Raw genomic sequence first — 16,534 nt, 5'->3', positions numbered from 1 at the left:
CAAAAAGGAATCTTCTTTTGGAAGGTTCCTTTTTTATTTACATACATTTTACTTCTATATTTCATAACATGACAGTTGAAACCTCTATTTCAAGAGGATTTATCTTTAATTATATATAAATATTTCCACCCTTTACACCTTATATAATAAAAAAGTTGTATTTTTGCAAATTGATATGTCACATCCGTAGAAATACAATTAAAAAATGAATACAGAAAATAACGAGAATCAGGAAGAAAAGAAAACAAGCCAGCAAATGCATAAGGTTAAAACGATTATCATCGACACAGGCAAGATAAGACAAACCAAAGCATTCGCCCGGCAAGATGGTGCCATCCTCGGAGCTGTCTGGATTGTCAGTTTCGTATGTACCATGCTGGCAGTAGACCCGCAATACCAGATGCTGGGATTCATTTCCAACATTCTCATCATAGCAACCCCATTTGTTGTGGCCAAGCGACTGAAGGCATTCCGTGACTATGCAAGAGACGGACATATCTCTTTCCGTCATGCATTCTACTATTGCATCCAGACATTCTTCAATGCAACCCTTCTGCTTACCCTTGTGCAATATCTTTGGTTCCGTTTTATGGATACGGGTCTATTCATGAACCAACTGCAAACCAACTATCAGATTGTAGCACAAGCGTATCAGTTAACTGCAGGGGAATCCAAAGCCCTTCTTGATGCTGTCAGTATGATGAAACCGATAGCCTGGGCTTCCATGTTTATGATTACCGACCTGGTAGCAGGTGCTGTACTCAGCCCGATTATTGCTGCTGTAATGGCAAAGAAGGATAAACAACAGCATACAAAATAACAATAAATAAGAAACAAACAGATAAATACAAGATAATGGATATTTCAGTAATAATTCCTCTTTTCAATGAGGAAGAGTCGTTACCAGAGCTCTTCGCCTGGATAAAGCGAGTAATGGACTCAAACGATTTTACTTATGAAGTCATCTTTGTGAACGACGGTTCTACCGACCGTTCATGGAACGTCATAGAAGAACTTGCCGAGAAGAACGAGCAAGTAAAGGGTATCAAATTCCGCAGAAACTATGGAAAGAGCCCAGCACTCTTCTGTGGTTTCAAAGAAGCGCAGGGCGATGTTGTCATCACCATGGATGCCGATCTGCAGGATTCTCCAGACGAGATTCCGGGACTCTACCAGATGATTAAGAAAGAGGGATACGACCTCGTGTCAGGTTACAAGCAGAACCGTAAAGAAGGAGACCCTCTGAGCAAGACCATCCCTACCAAACTCTTCAATGCTACTGCACGCAAAGTAAGCGGCATACACAATCTGCACGACTTCAACTGCGGTCTGAAGGCTTATCGCCTCGACGTAGTTAAGAATATCGAGGTATATGGTGAGATGCATCGTTACATCCCATATCTAGCCAAGAATGCAGGTTTTGCCAAGATAGGCGAAAAGCCTGTTCATCATCAGGCAAGAAAGTTCGGCAAATCAAAGTTTATGGGATGGAACCGCTTTGTAAATGGTTATCTTGACCTGATGACTCTCTGGTTCCTGAGCAATTTTGGCAAAAAGCCAATGCACGTATTCGGCTTTCTGGGCAGCGTCGTATTCTTCATAGCCTTCCTATCGCTCATCGGCTTAGGCATAGACAAGGCCATCGACCTGCACAACGGCATCTACGGACATCTCATTACCGATTCACCTTACTTCTTCATTGCTCTAGTAGCGATGGTTTTGGGTAGCCAGCTGTTCCTTGCCGGATTCCTGGGCGACCTTATCAGCCGCCAGAACCCAAACCGTAACGATTATCAAATAGAAAAAGAAATAAGATGCGGAAAATAATACCTTTCGTCGTTTTCATGGTTCTAGCCATGATGGGATGTACATCTCTCGACTGCCCACTCAACAATACCGTATATACCAAATACAAGTTGATGGGCGACAACAAGACGCTAAAAGACACGCTAACGATTTCTACGAAAAAGATAGAAGGAACAGATAGTGTGCTGATCAATAAGGATGTAAACGTAGACAGTTTCAGTCTGCCTATGAGTTACAGCCTGGATGAAGACGTATTGTTTTTCGAGATACATACCCTATCGAAGCAAGTATTCAAGGACACCGTGACTGTATCAAAGGAAAACCGCTCTCATTTTGAGTCGGTAGACTGCAGTCCATCGTTCTTCCATACGATAACCGATGTTAAGACTACTCACAATTATATTGACTCAATAGTCATCAATCAAAAAGAGGTAAATTATGATGCATCCAAAGCACATTTCTACATATATTTTGGCAGCCGCAACTAGTATGCTATCCCTATTTGCTGTTCTCCCCAGTCAGGCCCAAAGCAAGAAGAAGATCATAGAGCAGCAGCCTGATACCATACCTTTTTTTAGAGGTATGGCTGTGGGAGTTGACCTGATAGGTCCCGTACAGTTGATGGTTAGCGACTATGGGCAGTACGAAGCATCTCTCCGTATCAATCTGAAAGACAAGTATTATCCTGTTTTCGAATTGGGTTATGGAAAGGCAGATGCCAGCGATGAGGCAACCCGAATTACCTACAAGACCAGCGCTCCCTATTTCAGATTAGGTGTAGACTGGAATCTTCTGAAGAACAAACACGACGACTACCGTCTGTTTGGCGGTTTCCGTTATGCCTGCACCTATTATGAATATGACCTGAGCGCCCCACCCGTTTCAGACCCGGTATGGGGCGGCGAAACGCCCTATGGCGGTAATGGCATTTCCTGCAACTATCATTGGCTGGAAGGCGTAATAGGTATTGATGCCAAAATCTGGGGTCCCGTCCGTATGGGTTGGAGTTTCAGATACAAACGCCGCCTCTTCAAGAACGATGGAGAATTAGGCAACACCTGGTATGTGCCAGGCTACGGTAAACAGGGAGGTTCACGCCTTGGCGGAACATTCAATGTAACCCTAGAGATTTAAAGACTTCATAATGTGTAAAGAATGAATAAAAAGAAACTTATCTGGCAAATTCCATTTCTGTTGATACTTATCGTTGGTACCATCGTTATCATACGTCAGCAGCATAATACGCCCTATCAGAAAGATACCGGCTTTATCTTTGGCACCATCTATCACATCACCTATCAGAGTGATACCAACTACCAGCAAGAGATAGAAACAGAACTCAAGAAGGTAGACCAATCCTTGTCTCCCTTCAACAAGACCTCTGTCATCACACAGGTAAACCAAGGTAAAGATATTGAGGTAGACGAAATGTTTACCGAAGTATTCCGCATGGCAGAAAGCATCTCAAAAGAAACAAATGGAGCCTTTGATATCACGGTTGCCCCAATGGTAAACCTCTGGGGCTTTGGATTCAAGCAGGGGGTACCTCCTACGAAAGCCAAGATAGACAGTATCAAAACGCTGGTTGGTTATGAGAAAGTAGCCTTGGAAAAGGGACGCATCATCAAGCAAAATCCTAAAATCATGCTTGACTGTTCTGCTATCGCCAAAGGATATGGCAGCGACATTGTTGCCAGATTCCTGAAAAAGAAAGGTATCAGCAACTTTATGGTTGAGATTGGTGGAGAAATTGTAGTAAACGGTGTTAGCGAGAAACAGGTGCCTTGGCATATTGGTATCAACAAGCCAACTGACGATTCTACCAATACGAGTCAGGAGATTCAGGATGTACTTGATATTACCGACATAGCCATGGCTACGAGTGGTAACTACAGAAACTTCTATTACAAAAACGGCAAGAAGTATGCACATACCATAGACCCAAAAACAGGCTATCCTGTACAGCATAACATCTTATCAGCAACGGTTTTAGCCAAGAACTGTGCTACAGCCGATGCCTATGCTACCTCGTTTATGGTAATGGGAATGGAGGGTGCAAAACAGATTCTGAAAAAGCATCCGGACCTCTGTGCATATCTCATCTATGCTGACGAAAAAGGACAAAACAAGATATGGTATTCACCGTCTCTCAAAAACAAGATATTAAATAAATAAACTTACATGTCAACCAATAGACTATACGACAGTTTATTATCACTCCCATTATTCCTGGGAATGACTTGCTATGACTTCCAAAATGTAGCTGGTAAAACCCGTTTTGACTTTCAAAAACTGGAAGCGGGTGAAACTATAGTTGAAGAAGGCACCAGTTGTACACGTCTATATTATTTAATCAGTGGAGACATTAAGGTGATAACCCAGGCAGATGACTACGGCTATCAGGTAGAAGAAGACATTTCGGCACCGGAATCATTCCAGCTGGAACGACTTTTCGGTCTTACCCAGCGTTTCACCCACACTTATGTGGCAAAGAACAGCTGCAGCATCATGTCAGTCAGCAAGCAAGAGATCATGAAGTTATCCGATGAATATGAAATATTCCGCATCAATCTTCTGAACTTGGTCTGCACCCAATCCCAAAAGAACAACCGCAGACTGTTCAGAGTTCCTGCCAAGACACTGAGTGAGCGTCTGATCCGTTTCTTCGAGAGCCACAGCGTCCGCCCGGCAGGCGAGAAAATCTTTCATATCAAGATGACCCGTTTAGCAGAAGAGATGAATGTAAAACGCATCTATGTATCCAAAGCCCTCAACGAACTACAGTCAGAAGGACTTATCCAGCTAGAACGAGGCAGAATCTATATCCCTGCACTGGAAAATCTCATCAAACGATAAAGAAAGTATAACGACCGATAAATATAAGTTAAAAACGTTTATTATCAAGGCAATAAAGCATTTTTTTGCTAACTTTGCAGCTAAAAAGTAACAATATGCAAGACAATACAATACAGAATAGAACCAACCCATTCTTCGTGCCTTACAATACACCGCACGATACAGTACCATTCGAACGAATCCGTCTCGAAGATTATGAACCAGCATTCATGGAGGGAATCCGCCGTGATGACGAGGCTACAGACAAGATTGTAAACGATCCGGCAGAACCAACCTTTGAGAATACCATTGCAAGAGTTGATACCGAAAAGGGCGAACACTATTACGACCTCTTGAGCCGTGTATCTAACGTTTTCTCTTGCATGATGAGTGCTGAAACCTGCGAAGAGATGGAAGAGATTGCGCAGAAGATGAGTCCGATTCTCACCAAGCACGCAAATGACATCACGCTGAACAAGAAACTCTTCGAGCGCATCAAGTTCGTTCACGATCATCCAAACAGAGAACTGACTCCTGAAGAGAAGATGCTTCTGGACACCAGCTATGACGGATTCGTACGCAGCGGTGCACTTTTAGATGAAGAAGGCAAAGAGAAACTTCGCGAACTTACAGAAGAAGCCAGTATGCTCACTCTGCAGTTCTCACAAAATCTCTTGAAAGAAAACAAGGCATTTACGCTCCATATCACAGACGAAGCTCAGCTCGACGGACTTCCAGAAACAGCAAAAGCTGCCGCTGCGCATACCGCCAAAGAGCAGGAAAAAGAAGGTTGGATCTTCACACTCGATTATCCAAGTTATTCTCCATTCATGACCTACTCTACCCAGCGTGAGCTCCGCAAACAGATGTATATGGCACGCAATACGGTATGTACCCATGATAACGAGCAGAACAACCTGGAAATCTGCAAACGATTGGTAAACCTGCGCAGAGAACTCGCCCAGTTGCTCGGTTTCGAAACCTATGCCGACTATGTTCTTCGCCATCGTATGGCAAGCAATACAGAACATGTATATAAACTTCTCAACGACCTGATAGAGGCTTATAAGCCAACGGCAGAAAAGGAAGTGAAAGAAGTGGAAGCCCTTGCCAAGAAGCTGGAGGGTAAAGATTTCGAAATGAAACCATGGGATTTCGGCTTCTATTCTCATAAACTCCAGATGGAGAAATATAATCTCGATGCAGAAATGCTTCGCCCTTATTTCCAGCTGGACAAAGTGATAGACGGTGTGTTTGGCCTCGCCAACAAACTGTATGGCATCACCTTTAAGGAGAACAAAGAGATACCGGTATACCACCCAGACGTCAAGGCATACGAGGTATTTGATAAAGACGGAAGCTATCTGGCAGTATTCTATGCCGACTTCTTCCCTCGCAAGGGCAAGCAAGGAGGTGCCTGGATGACAGAGTTCCAGGGACAGTGGATAGACCATAAGGGCAAAAACATACGTCCTCACGTAAGTGTGGTAATGAACTTTACCAAGCCAACAGAAGAAAAGCCTGCTCTCTTGACATTAGGAGAAGTAGAAACCTTCCTCCATGAGTTTGGCCACAGTCTTCACGGCATGTTTGCCAATACCCGCTTCGAGAGTCTTTCGGGAACCAACGTATGGTGGGACTTCGTAGAGTTGCCATCACAGTTTATGGAGAATTATGCAATAGAGAAAGATTTTCTCCGTACATTTGCCTTCCACTATCAGACAGGTGAACCATTGCCAGATGAGCTCATAGAGCGCATCGTGAAGAGTCGCAACTTCATGGCAGCCTACGGTTGCCTGCGCCAGGTAAGTTTCGGATTGCTTGACATGGCATACTACACCCAAGAGAAAGAATTTACTGCCGACATCATGCCTTATGAAAAGGAAGCCTGGAAAAAGGCGATGATATTGCCACAGTTGCAGGAAACCTGTATGACCGTACAGTTCTCCCACATCATGGCAGGAGGTTATGCCGCAGGATATTATAGCTACAAATGGGCAGAAGTATTGGATGCTGATGCTTTCAGTGTATTCAAGAAGAATGGAATCTTCGACCAGAAGACTGCTCAAAGTTTCCGTGACAACGTACTCTCTAAGGGTGGAACAGAGCATCCTATGACTCTCTACAAACGGTTCCGTGGACAAGAGCCAACCATCGATGCACTGCTGGAACGTAACGAAATCAAGGTACAACATAAAGGATAAGAGGATGGCAAACGAACTTTCCAAACAAACCAAGCTCGACCTTCGCTATTTGCGAATGGCACGTATATGGGCTGAAAACAGCTATTGCAAACGCCGGCAGGTAGGTGCACTGGTTGTAAAAGATAAAATGATTATCAGTGATGGCTACAACGGTACACCGAGCGGATTTGAAAATGTCTGTGAGGATAACAACGTAACCAAGCCATACGTTCTCCATGCGGAGGCTAATGCTATTACGAAACTGGCTCGCAGCAGCAATAACAGTGAGGGAAGTACGCTTTACGTCACCGCCTCTCCATGTATAGAATGTGCCAAACTGATTATACAGTCGGGCATCAAGCGTGTTGTATATGCAGAGAAATACCGTCTGGACGATGGTATCAAACTGATGCAACGGGCAGGAATCAAGGTAGAATACCTCAATCCTGATGAAAAGACATCTTCTGTAGAAGATTAGAGATAAGATAGATAAAACGTTAGTAAAAAGAGAATTGTTATGAACATGAGTAAGAATAAGACCAACCGCTTTATGCCATTCATCATGGCATTCTGTGTTGTGATAGGCATTATCATCGGAACATTCTTTTCCAACCATTTCTCTGGAAATCGCCTCAACGTTATCAATAGTGGAAGCAACCGTCTGAACAACCTGCTCCATCTTATTGATGACCAATATGTAGATCCCGTGAACATCGACTCGCTGGTAGATAAGGCAATTCCACAGATTTTGGCAGAACTGGATCCACATTCCGTATATATCAGTGCTAAAGATGCTGCTCAGGCCACCGACGATCTGAAAGGTTCGTTCTCGGGTGTAGGCGTAGAGTTTGTCATCCGCCAAGATACGATACATATACAGAATGTGATACAGAATGGTCCTGCCGAGAAAGCCGGACTTTTGGCAGGAGATAAGATTGTAGCCGTAGACGGCAAACCTTTTGTTGGCAAGATTGTAACCAATCAGGAGGCTATGCATCGCCTGAAGGGTCCAAAGGATACCAAGGTGAAAATCGGAGTTATACGATATGGAAGCAAGAAGGTTCAGACCTTTAACGTAACACGAGGTGAAATACCGACAAAGAGTGTTACAGCAGCTTACATGCTTAACGATAAAACCGGCTATATCCGTATCAAGAACTTTGGCGAGAACACCTATCCGGAAATGCTGATTGCTCTTGCCAAGCTCTCACAGCAGGGATTCACCAACCTCTGTATTGACCTTCGGGATAACTCAGGTGGTTACCTGACGGCTGCAGTAAACATGGCAAACGAATTCTTGCCAGACAAGAAGCTCATCGTTTACACACAGGGACGCAAATCGCCTAGACATAACTATACGAGTGACGGCAAGGGTGCCTACCAGAAGATTCCGATGGTAGTTCTCATCAATGAAGGTTCTGCATCATCTGCAGAAATCTTTGCGGGTGCCATGCAGGATAATGACCGTGCTACCATCATCGGACGACGCTCGTTTGGTAAGGGACTGGTTCAGCAACAGATAGAATTCCCAGACCACAGCCTCATCCGTCTGACCATTGCGCGCTACTATACTCCTTCAGGAAGATGCATCCAGAAGCCATATACGCTGGGCGATGACAAGGATTATGAGCAAGACTTGCTTGACAGATACCAGCACGGAGAGTTCTTCTCACAGGATAGCATCAAGCATACAGGACCGGCTTATCATACAGGTAACGGCCGTACTGTCTATGGCGGAGGTGGCATCACCCCAGACATCTTTGTTCCTGAAGATACACTCGGCATGACATCCTATTTCAAGGAGGCTAGTCTGAGTGGTCTCATCTTGCAGTTTGCGTTCACTTATACAGACGATAACCGTCCGAAGTTGAACAACTTCAAGGAGATGATGGAACTTGCCGATTATCTTGACAGTCAGGACATGGTTGAAAAGTTTGCCAGCTATGCTGATAAATGTGGTTTGAAACGTAGAAATCTTTTAATCAAGAAATCACACAAACTATTAGACCGTGTCATCGACAGCCGTATCATCTACAATATGTTGGACGAGCAGGCATGGACCCAATACATCAATCTTGATGATCCAGTCATCAAAAAGACGCTGGATGTATTTGAGAACCATGCAGCATTTCCAAAGAAACCGGAGCCAGCCAAAAAACGCGCTGCGAAGAAAGAAAAGATAGCTATGGCGAATACGCCCTACAACTATTCTTCCTTACACCATAATAATTGTATGATAGCAAATGCTTAAGGCATGGACAAGAAAGAATTAAGAAAAATCATAAAATACAGAAAGCGACAGTATTCCTCAAGACAACTTGAGGAACTGTCGCTTTCTGTATTATCACGTTTAGATTCCAACCCGCATCTTCAGAATGCCCAAACCATACTGATGTACTATTCGCTTCCTGATGAAGTGGACACCCATCATTATATAGACCAACTTGTTTCCAGGGGAAAACGGGTGATACTGCCCGTTGTGCTGGACGATACGAATATGGAACTGAGAGAATATTCCGGAGTTCAAGACCTGAAGGAAGGAGCCTATCATATACTTGAACCGAAAGGCAAGATTTATCCGGAAGAGAAATATCCTGAGATAGAACTTGCCGTAATCCCAGGTATGAGTTTCGATATGAAAGGCAACCGGTTAGGAAGAGGAAAAGGCTATTACGACAGATTTCTTGCCCAGATTCCACATGCATACAAAATAGGAATCTGTTTCGACTTCCAGAAAATCAAAGAGGAAGGACTCCTTCCTGTTACCCCTACAGATATATGCATGGACGAAATCATATAGTACTGAAGTTTCGCAAGTTTTGCCCCACACGCCCTGTTTCGCAAGTTTTGCCCCACACGCCCTGTTTCGCAAGTTTTGCCCCACACGCCCTGAAAGGGCAGAAGCTCCTAGCCCAGGGCATCGCCCTGGGTTATTACGGGCGCAAACCTGTCGCCCTGTAAGGGCAAAAGCTTTCAAATATCAGGCAATTTATAAAGCTTTTGCCCTTACAGGGCGCCTTGCTGACTGCTACTATACCCAGGGCGATGCCCTGGGCTAGGAGCTTCTGCCCTTTCAGGGCGTGCTGCTTCTGGAGCTTTTGGGCCTTCAGCCCGTTCTTGAACCACATGCGAAAGTTCAGTATAGTATATCAGAACAGAACATTAATAAAAGCGTATATCTGCAATAACCTGAGCACCAACCTGTTCATTCAAACGGTGAACAAGGTTAGCACGGCTCATCGTGAGGTCAGCCCTCAATGCAGCATTCTCTATCTTTACATAGAGAGTCTGGTTCTTGATAAACTTATCACCACAATATGCAGCAATATTTTCCCCTACTACAGAATCCCAACTCATGATCAGGCGTTTCTGCTGTAAAGGTGTCTCCAACCCTTCCTTTCTCAGAAATTCGGGCAAGAGTTCTGCTATTGACTTAACTTTTCTTTTAAACATATTCTTACTTTATTATTTCCCCATTCTCTACATAGAATATCGTATGGTCTCCCTGCATGTTCTGGAGAATCTTATCCAAATGATCACGGTTCGTATCCGTAATAAAAATCTGTCCGAAATGGTCACCGGCAACCAGTTTCACAATAGCCTCAACCCGCTGAGCATCCAACTTATCGAAAATATCATCTAAGAGGAGCAAAGGAAGCGTATTGGAACTCGTGCGCTGCAGGAAAGTAAATTGAGCCAGCTTCAGGGCAATCACGAAAGTTTTGTTCTGCCCCTGACTTCCCTCTCTCTTCATCGGATAATCACCCAGCAAAAACTCCAGATCATCACGGTGAACACCATGCAGAGAATACCCTACAGCACGGTCCTTAAACCGGTCGCGCTGGATAACATCCAGCAAAGGACCTCTCTGGCAATGAGAAACATAGTGAAGACGGACCTGCTCCTTATCACCCGAAATCTGCTGATAAATCTGCTGAAACAGCGGAACCAGTTCGTCAACGAAAGCCTGCCGTTTCCGGTACAGCAATTCACCATTACTCGCCATCTGCTGCTCCCAAAGTTCCAGCAGCGTAATATCAGGCTCCTCCTCCATTTTCAGCAAAGCATTTCTCTGTTGCAAAGCCTTATTATAGTTGGACAAAGCCTCTATATAAGAGTAATCATACTGAGAGATGACCACATCCATCAGTTTTCTGCGCTCTTCACTTCCTCCTTCTATCAGAGAAACATCAGATGGAGAAACCAGAATCAGAGGGATAAGCCCAATATGTTGCGAAAGACGCTTATACTCCTTCTTGTTTCGCTTGAAATGCTTCTTGGTACCCCGTTTCATACCACAGTAAACATTCTCTATCTCCCCCTTATCATTATCATAATTTCCCTCCAGCATAAAGAAAGGCTCATCATGAGTAATAATCTGGGAATCGATAGAATTATAGGCACTCCTACAGAAAGAGAGATAGTAGATGGCATCAAGGAAATTAGTCTTTCCCATGCCATTATGTCCTATCAGACAATTGATTTTGGGCGACAATTCCAGATTGGCGCTCTTTATATTTTTAAAGTTAATAATGGAAATATTCTTTAAAATCATAGTCTCTTTTCTGCTTTTATAGTGCAAAGTTAGCAGAAAAAGAGGAAAAAACAAAAAAAATAGGCTAGAAATTTCAATAATTGAATAAAATTGAGTAAATTTGCAGAAGTTTAGCGGCATTCCACAATTTGAAAGCTAACTTTCTATTGAACAGATTGCCCCAAAGCCAGAAACTAAAAAGTATAGAATAATAAAAAAAGCAAAATAAAAATGGCAAACAACAACGTACAGGCTCAGGAAACAGAGAGCCTAAACATTCGTGAGGCCTTCTTCTTGAAGTACAAGAAGGCAATTATCATTGCAGTAGTAGCTATCATTGTTATCATTGCAGGTGTATTCGGTTATGTATCTCAGATCTCAGGTCCGCGTGAGGACAAGGCTAGCACTATGCTTGCTAAGGGTCAGACCTACTTTGCTAACCAGATGTATGAGCAGGCATTGAAGGGTGATGGCGCAGGCTATGTAGGTTTTACTAAGATTGCTGACGAATACAGCAGCACAGATGCAGGTAACCTGGCAAACCTCTATGCTGGTCTTTGCTATGCAAACCTCGGCAAATGGGCAGAAGCTCAGAAGAGTCTGGAATCTTTCTCTTCAGAAGACGACCAGATGATCAGTCCTGCTGCTGAAGCTGCCTTAGGTGATGCTTATGCGCATCTCAACCAGCTCGACAAGGCTGTAGATGCTTTCAAGAAGGCTGCTTCTATGGCTGACAGCAAGGCAGAAGATGGTACAAACAATAGTCTTTCTCCTACATTCATTATCAAGGCAGGCGAGATTCTCGAAAGCCAGGGTAAGAAAGACGAAGCTTTGAAGCTTTATCAGGATGCTAAGAAGAAGTATGTTAACGCTATGCTCGTACAGGGTGGCGAAATCGACAAGTACATCGAGCGCGCTTCTAACTAATCTGTACTGATAACAATTCGAAATCAATATGGCAACAGCACTTCATAATTTATCTGAATACGACTTTACTAAAATACCAGACGCCAGTAACATGTGCTTTGGTATCGTTGTAGCAGAATGGAATCCTGAGATAACGGGCGCTTTGCTCGACGGAGCAGTAAAAACACTCGAAAAACATGGAGCTCTCACTGAGAATATCCATGTGAAAACTGTTCCAGGCAGCTTTGAGCTTATCTACGGAGCCCATCAAATGGTTTTGAATGGCGGCTATGATGCAGTCATCATTTTAGGTAGTGTGATACGTGGTGAAACTCCTCACTTCGATTACATCTGCGAGGGTGTTACCTACGGAATTGCCCGTCTGAATGCTACTCAGGAAATTCCTGTTATCTATGGTCTCTTGACTACCAACGATCTGCAGCAGGCTAAGGATCGTAGCGGCGGCAAGTTGGGTAACAAGGGTGATGAGTGTGCTATAGATGCTATCAAGATGGCTAAGTTCTAGTCTTCACAACGAGAGTTGATAAACTGAATGTTATATATATAATAAGGTATAAGCATATGAAACTCTACCAGCTATTGCAGTCGTTTGAATTTGAAGAGATATTTCCAACAGTCAATGTGATGTTTCCAAATGCACAGTTGCATCGCGATATTTTTGAAAAAGCATTCGATATGCTTTGCAATATCCAACCTATCACATCTAAAAAGGTTATCAAGTTTGAACTGATGGAAGATCCTGACTCAAATGATATGTTTGTTGGAGCAAATGATAGCTGTTTCCAGTCCACATGGGATGTATGCCTGGGAAAGGAAGTCAAAAAAGGCAAAGGCGCTGATCTCAATGATGTAGAACTGGCAGCCAACTGCTTACTCAATGTTCTTTTCATCGGACGTCATCCTCAAGGATTTGACAAGGACTATAAAAAGTTATTGAAATAAAGGGTAAAAAGGTAAAAAGGTAAAAAAGTAAAAAGGTAAAAAAGCCTACCCCCCTTCGTGCCCCCGTCCCCAGCGATTCCATCGCTGGTCCCCTAAAAAAAAGGTAAAAAGAGCACCCTAGCTTAACATTCCGCTAGGCTCTTTTTACCTTTTTACCTTTTAACATTCAACATTCAACATTCAACATTCAACATTCCTTATTCCGCCCCCGGCTCGCCCAGATATTCGAAGATGGTGAATACCTGGCGGGGAGGGAAATACTGGCTACGATTCTGGTAGCCTAGGCGTTGCAGCTCGTTCCAAAGAGGCTCGCAACGCTTGATCCAGTCCATGATATGACGGCGCGCTGTCGCCCCGTCGGTTGTGTCGGGAAAGTAGAGCAGACCGAGTTCGGTCTTGCTGTACATACGTTGGGGATAATTCATAAGCTTTATATTTTTTACAGTCCTTCTACACCATGATCCTTAAAGAAACCTACCATGGCTGTGGTCATATCAGGGCGGACGCATCAAAATGCGTTCGCCTCCAAAAGTTTTGACAGGTAATTTTCGTCCCAGCCAGCTTTCATTCTTTTTAAGTTGAGACTTCCCTTGATCGTTTTATCCTTTTTAAGGATGGACAAAGCAATCTTAGTAATAGTAGAGAAGTTCCTTGCTGCATTTTTCACCTTTCTACTTTCGTCTTCTCTAAAGGTAAAGTCTAATTGCCAGTGCAAATTATTCTCTATTCCCCAGTGCTTTCTTATTGCATTGGCGATTCCCTCAGGCCTTTCATTTCCTAGGGAAGTTACGTAGTACCTGTTTTCCTCGGAAGTTTCACCTGTTGAAACGATAGTTCTTCGTGACAGAATGCCAACAATAGATTTTAGCCCTTCAAATTTGTTCTTGAACATTTTTTGAGTAGTGCTGCCATAACTCACCACTATACATTTCCTTTCTTCTAATCTGCCATGCCCTCTGTCAAAGGAAGTATGCTTTGAAACTATACCCTGATAGTCACGATCAGTGTATTCGGCTATGATATCCTTTGCAAAATCATAGCTTGTCTTTTGATTTTTCTTCAATGCAATAATATAATCTCCGTTTCCCTCTCTTATTTTCTTGGTTATAGAGGTTTGGCATCCCATGGCATCAATCGTTACAATGGTGTCTTTTAAGTCTATTGCGCTAAGCAACTTTGGTACAACGGTGATTTCGTTAGTCTTGTCGCCCACCTTCTCTTGAGCCAGAGAGATATTGTTATCAGAAGACCATGCCGACACAATCCACATGCGAAAATCATCTTTGCCCAATGTGTGCTCTGAATCGCATTTGCTGGAGCCACGCATTAACTTGCCGTCAATGGCTACTATGCCTTTGACCTCACCAACAATTTCCTTGACCCAATCGCGAAAAATTTGTTCAAAGCCCTTTGGGTCAAATATAGAGAAGAAACGATTGAAGGTGTCATGGCTTGGAATGTGCTCCAAACCTACCAAACGAGATTTGAAGAACTCCTTCTTAGTTCTTCCAAACTCAGCAATATCATCCCATGTTTGACATCCAGCCAGTACTGCTGCTATGGTAATATAGATAATATGTTCCATTTTATGAACAGTTCGTCCTGTGACTCTTGGGTCTGGAATTTGTTTAGATAACTTAATTATGCTCATTTTGTAACTTTTAAGTGTTTAATTATTCTTTACAAAGATACAAAATATTTTTGGTACAAGCAAATATAAATAGTTAATATTCAATAAGATACAACATTAATATCTATATGTTAAAAGGTAAAAAGTTTGATGCGTTTACCCTGGTGGTCATATAGCCACCCGTGTTCATCTTCTTGTTCGAACGCCTGCAGTTGGCTATGTAATAATCCTTTCGCAGGAAGAAGTCCTCCAGGTCGCCAATCATATCTAACCTGAGATAGCCGCTCAACTGCTCAGCCTTCTTCTCGCTCACATCATAATTGCATTGCAGCCGGAGTTTCAGTTTGCTCCGCTGCCCTCTCAGTTCGCTGCTCACTTCTCCACCCTCTGCAGTTTCACCTGAAGTGCGACGGTCGTGCAGAGTAAAGGTGATGTGCTCTGGCAGGTGATGCTTCTCTTTTTTACCCTCCTCCAGAAAGAAAGGCTTATAGGTAATATACTGGTCGATGATGCGGTTACGGTAAAGGCGCTTGAGGTCTTTGCAGGCAGTTACCAGACATTTTCTGTCCAGTTCCGACCAGGTCTTGTAATAATCAGCCCTGCCATGCATCAGTTGCTGGAAGTGCGCCGTTTTGCAGATGGTGAATCCCTTTGCACCCCAGCAGTTCATGATGAGATACAACTTGATGCTCGATGCACTGCGGCATTGCTTGATGGCATTGAGGTCGATATGGCTGACTCCCTTTTCATAACTGTAGAAAAACCGTATCACGTTGTTGTCGAAGCGGAATTTTACCATCCAGTTCTTATGCCGGTCTTGGTATATCTCACTCTTAAACAGGCATGCAAATTTCCGGTATAATGTCTGTTTTTTCAGCTTGAACGGCAGCAGGATGGGCTGTGAATCTATACGCTTGATGGCATCGCGCAATTGCGGATAATGATGAGCACCATAAGGAAACTCCGACAGCTTCATGATGACATCGGTGTGGTCTGCAGCTCTCTGTTCTGCGGTGAAGCCATTAAAAGTCTGTGAAGTCACCTGATAAGGCACTACATAGTCTTGAATAACTTTCTGGGCATGCCTGATAATCTGTAGAACGATTTTGAGTTCTACCACCGAATAGTTCTGGTAAGACAATCCCTGAACGCCAAGGATGGCTATCAGTTGTTTCTCTTGTTGATTTGCCTGAGGGAAGGACTGCTGCCCGCCCGGAGGCTGTTGATTAAATTGTTCCATTTCCGTTTTCTGTTAAAATCGTTAGAGGCCTACCGATTGGGGCAAGTCTTGGTTATAGTTTATTGAAAACCGGCATGGAATTGGAGTAAGGAAACAAACAAGATAAATGAACAATCACAAAGGAAAGTTTTCCCATCATCGCTCTTGCTTCCAAAAGTCCTTACTTCGCATCCATGCCGATAAATTTTTATCAAATTTATCAGGCATAGAATGCCCTGTAAGGATTACCTTTTGGTCACTCACCTTTCGGGATGGGAAGTCCTACTCAATGAGCTATGTTCTAATCCTTAACCGAAAGCTATTCCCGGTGTCCTTCATCGGGAGGAGAATCACATTCTCCGCGCTTTCATGATGCAAAAGTAATATTTATTTCAGACTTATGCAAATTTTTTGAAGAGAAAAATGCATTTTAATAGCTGATTTGTCGAAAAAAAAAA

General features: G+C 43.4%; 18 protein-coding genes. 13 read left to right on the top strand and 5 right to left on the bottom strand.

The window, feature by feature from the left end:
• Positions 1-205 precede the first annotated feature (205 nt).
• From KUA46_RS01115 to KUA46_RS01070, 10 genes are all read left to right on the top strand, one after another.
• Positions 206-820, top strand: coding sequence for a DUF4199 domain-containing protein (locus tag KUA46_RS01115; protein WP_006846268.1), 615 nt, complete (start codon positions 206-208; stop codon positions 818-820).
• 35 nt (positions 821-855) lie between these two features.
• Positions 856-1,827: a glycosyltransferase family 2 protein gene (locus KUA46_RS01110; protein ID WP_117691989.1), complete on the top strand. Its 972-nt coding sequence runs from the start codon at positions 856-858 to the stop codon at positions 1,825-1,827.
• Positions 1,815-2,294 carry a DUF6452 family protein gene (locus KUA46_RS01105; RefSeq protein ID WP_117691987.1) on the top strand — a complete coding sequence of 160 codons (480 nt, stop codon included), beginning with the start codon at positions 1,815-1,817 and terminating at the stop codon, positions 2,292-2,294. Before KUA46_RS01110 ends, KUA46_RS01105 begins: the two co-directional genes overlap by 13 nt.
• Positions 2,245-2,940 (top strand): DUF6048 family protein, encoded by a 696-nt coding sequence (locus KUA46_RS01100; RefSeq protein WP_367397047.1) that lies wholly within the window; start codon positions 2,245-2,247, stop codon positions 2,938-2,940. Before KUA46_RS01105 ends, KUA46_RS01100 begins: the two co-directional genes overlap by 50 nt.
• A 21-nt stretch (positions 2,941-2,961) precedes the next feature.
• A complete protein-coding gene (locus KUA46_RS01095; protein ID WP_118152950.1) occupies positions 2,962-3,981 on the top strand; it encodes an FAD:protein FMN transferase in 1,020 nt (339 codons plus the stop codon).
• Between the two features lie 6 nt (positions 3,982-3,987).
• A complete protein-coding gene (locus tag KUA46_RS01090) occupies positions 3,988-4,662 on the top strand; it encodes a Crp/Fnr family transcriptional regulator (protein ID WP_118190397.1) in 675 nt (224 codons plus the stop codon).
• A gap of 95 nt (positions 4,663-4,757) precedes the next feature.
• The gene (locus tag KUA46_RS01085; RefSeq protein ID WP_218487434.1) at positions 4,758-6,845 is read left to right on the top strand and encodes a M3 family metallopeptidase; all 2,088 of its coding nucleotides are present in this window, start codon (positions 4,758-4,760) and stop codon (positions 6,843-6,845) included.
• A gap of 4 nt (positions 6,846-6,849) precedes the next feature.
• On the top strand, positions 6,850-7,302 hold the full coding sequence (locus tag KUA46_RS01080; protein ID WP_006846261.1) for a deoxycytidylate deaminase: 453 nt from the start codon (positions 6,850-6,852) through the stop codon (positions 7,300-7,302).
• Between the two features lie 45 nt (positions 7,303-7,347).
• Positions 7,348-9,075: a S41 family peptidase gene (locus tag KUA46_RS01075; RefSeq protein WP_218487433.1), complete on the top strand. Its 1,728-nt coding sequence runs from the start codon at positions 7,348-7,350 to the stop codon at positions 9,073-9,075.
• Positions 9,076-9,078: 3 nt separating this feature from the next.
• The gene (locus KUA46_RS01070) at positions 9,079-9,624 is read left to right on the top strand and encodes a 5-formyltetrahydrofolate cyclo-ligase (protein ID WP_200757263.1); all 546 of its coding nucleotides are present in this window, start codon (positions 9,079-9,081) and stop codon (positions 9,622-9,624) included.
• A gap of 362 nt (positions 9,625-9,986) precedes the next feature.
• On the opposite strand, the gene KUA46_RS01065 is transcribed toward KUA46_RS01070, so the two are convergent.
• Together KUA46_RS01065 and recF are read right to left on the bottom strand one after the other, a co-directional pair.
• The gene (locus tag KUA46_RS01065) at positions 9,987-10,277 is read right to left on the bottom strand and encodes a DUF721 domain-containing protein (protein ID WP_153085554.1); all 291 of its coding nucleotides are present in this window, start codon (positions 10,275-10,277) and stop codon (positions 9,987-9,989) included.
• 4 nt (positions 10,278-10,281) lie between these two features.
• A complete protein-coding gene (recF, locus tag KUA46_RS01060; RefSeq protein ID WP_117691976.1) occupies positions 10,282-11,379 on the bottom strand; it encodes a DNA replication/repair protein RecF in 1,098 nt (365 codons plus the stop codon).
• A gap of 210 nt (positions 11,380-11,589) precedes the next feature.
• On the opposite strand from recF, the gene KUA46_RS01055 reads away from it, so the two are divergent.
• The 3 genes from KUA46_RS01055 to KUA46_RS01045 are packed head-to-tail and all read left to right on the top strand — an operon-like array spanning position 11,590 to position 13,227.
• Positions 11,590-12,285 carry a tetratricopeptide repeat protein gene (locus tag KUA46_RS01055; RefSeq protein ID WP_118079052.1) on the top strand — a complete coding sequence of 232 codons (696 nt, stop codon included), beginning with the start codon at positions 11,590-11,592 and terminating at the stop codon, positions 12,283-12,285.
• A gap of 28 nt (positions 12,286-12,313) precedes the next feature.
• Positions 12,314-12,790, top strand: a complete 477-nt coding sequence (gene ribH / locus KUA46_RS01050) for a 6,7-dimethyl-8-ribityllumazine synthase (protein ID WP_006846254.1) — start codon at positions 12,314-12,316, stop codon at positions 12,788-12,790.
• A 56-nt stretch (positions 12,791-12,846) separates the two neighbouring features.
• Entirely contained in the window at positions 12,847-13,227 is a 381-nt protein-coding gene (locus KUA46_RS01045) for a hypothetical protein (protein WP_006846253.1), read from the top strand.
• 197 nt (positions 13,228-13,424) lie between these two features.
• Here the strand turns inward: KUA46_RS01045 and KUA46_RS01040 are convergent, their stop codons facing one another.
• The 3 genes from KUA46_RS01040 to KUA46_RS01030 all read right to left on the bottom strand — a co-directional run bounded on the left by KUA46_RS01040 (position 13,425) and on the right by KUA46_RS01030 (position 16,097).
• Complete coding sequence (locus KUA46_RS01040) at positions 13,425-13,652, bottom strand: DUF4248 domain-containing protein (protein WP_218487432.1); 228 nt, start codon at positions 13,650-13,652, stop codon at positions 13,425-13,427.
• A gap of 83 nt (positions 13,653-13,735) precedes the next feature.
• A complete protein-coding gene (locus KUA46_RS01035; RefSeq protein ID WP_211421283.1) occupies positions 13,736-14,878 on the bottom strand; it encodes an ISAs1 family transposase in 1,143 nt (380 codons plus the stop codon).
• A 103-nt stretch (positions 14,879-14,981) separates the two neighbouring features.
• Complete coding sequence (locus tag KUA46_RS01030; protein ID WP_218487928.1) at positions 14,982-16,097, bottom strand: replication initiation protein; 1,116 nt, start codon at positions 16,095-16,097, stop codon at positions 14,982-14,984.
• Positions 16,098-16,534 lie beyond the last annotated feature (437 nt).

The organism is Segatella copri (assembly GCF_019249765.2).
GTDB lineage: Bacteria > Bacteroidota > Bacteroidia > Bacteroidales > Bacteroidaceae > Prevotella > Prevotella copri_K.
The sequence above is the reverse complement of the archived record's forward strand: the minus strand, read 5'-3'. Positions and strand labels throughout refer to the sequence as shown.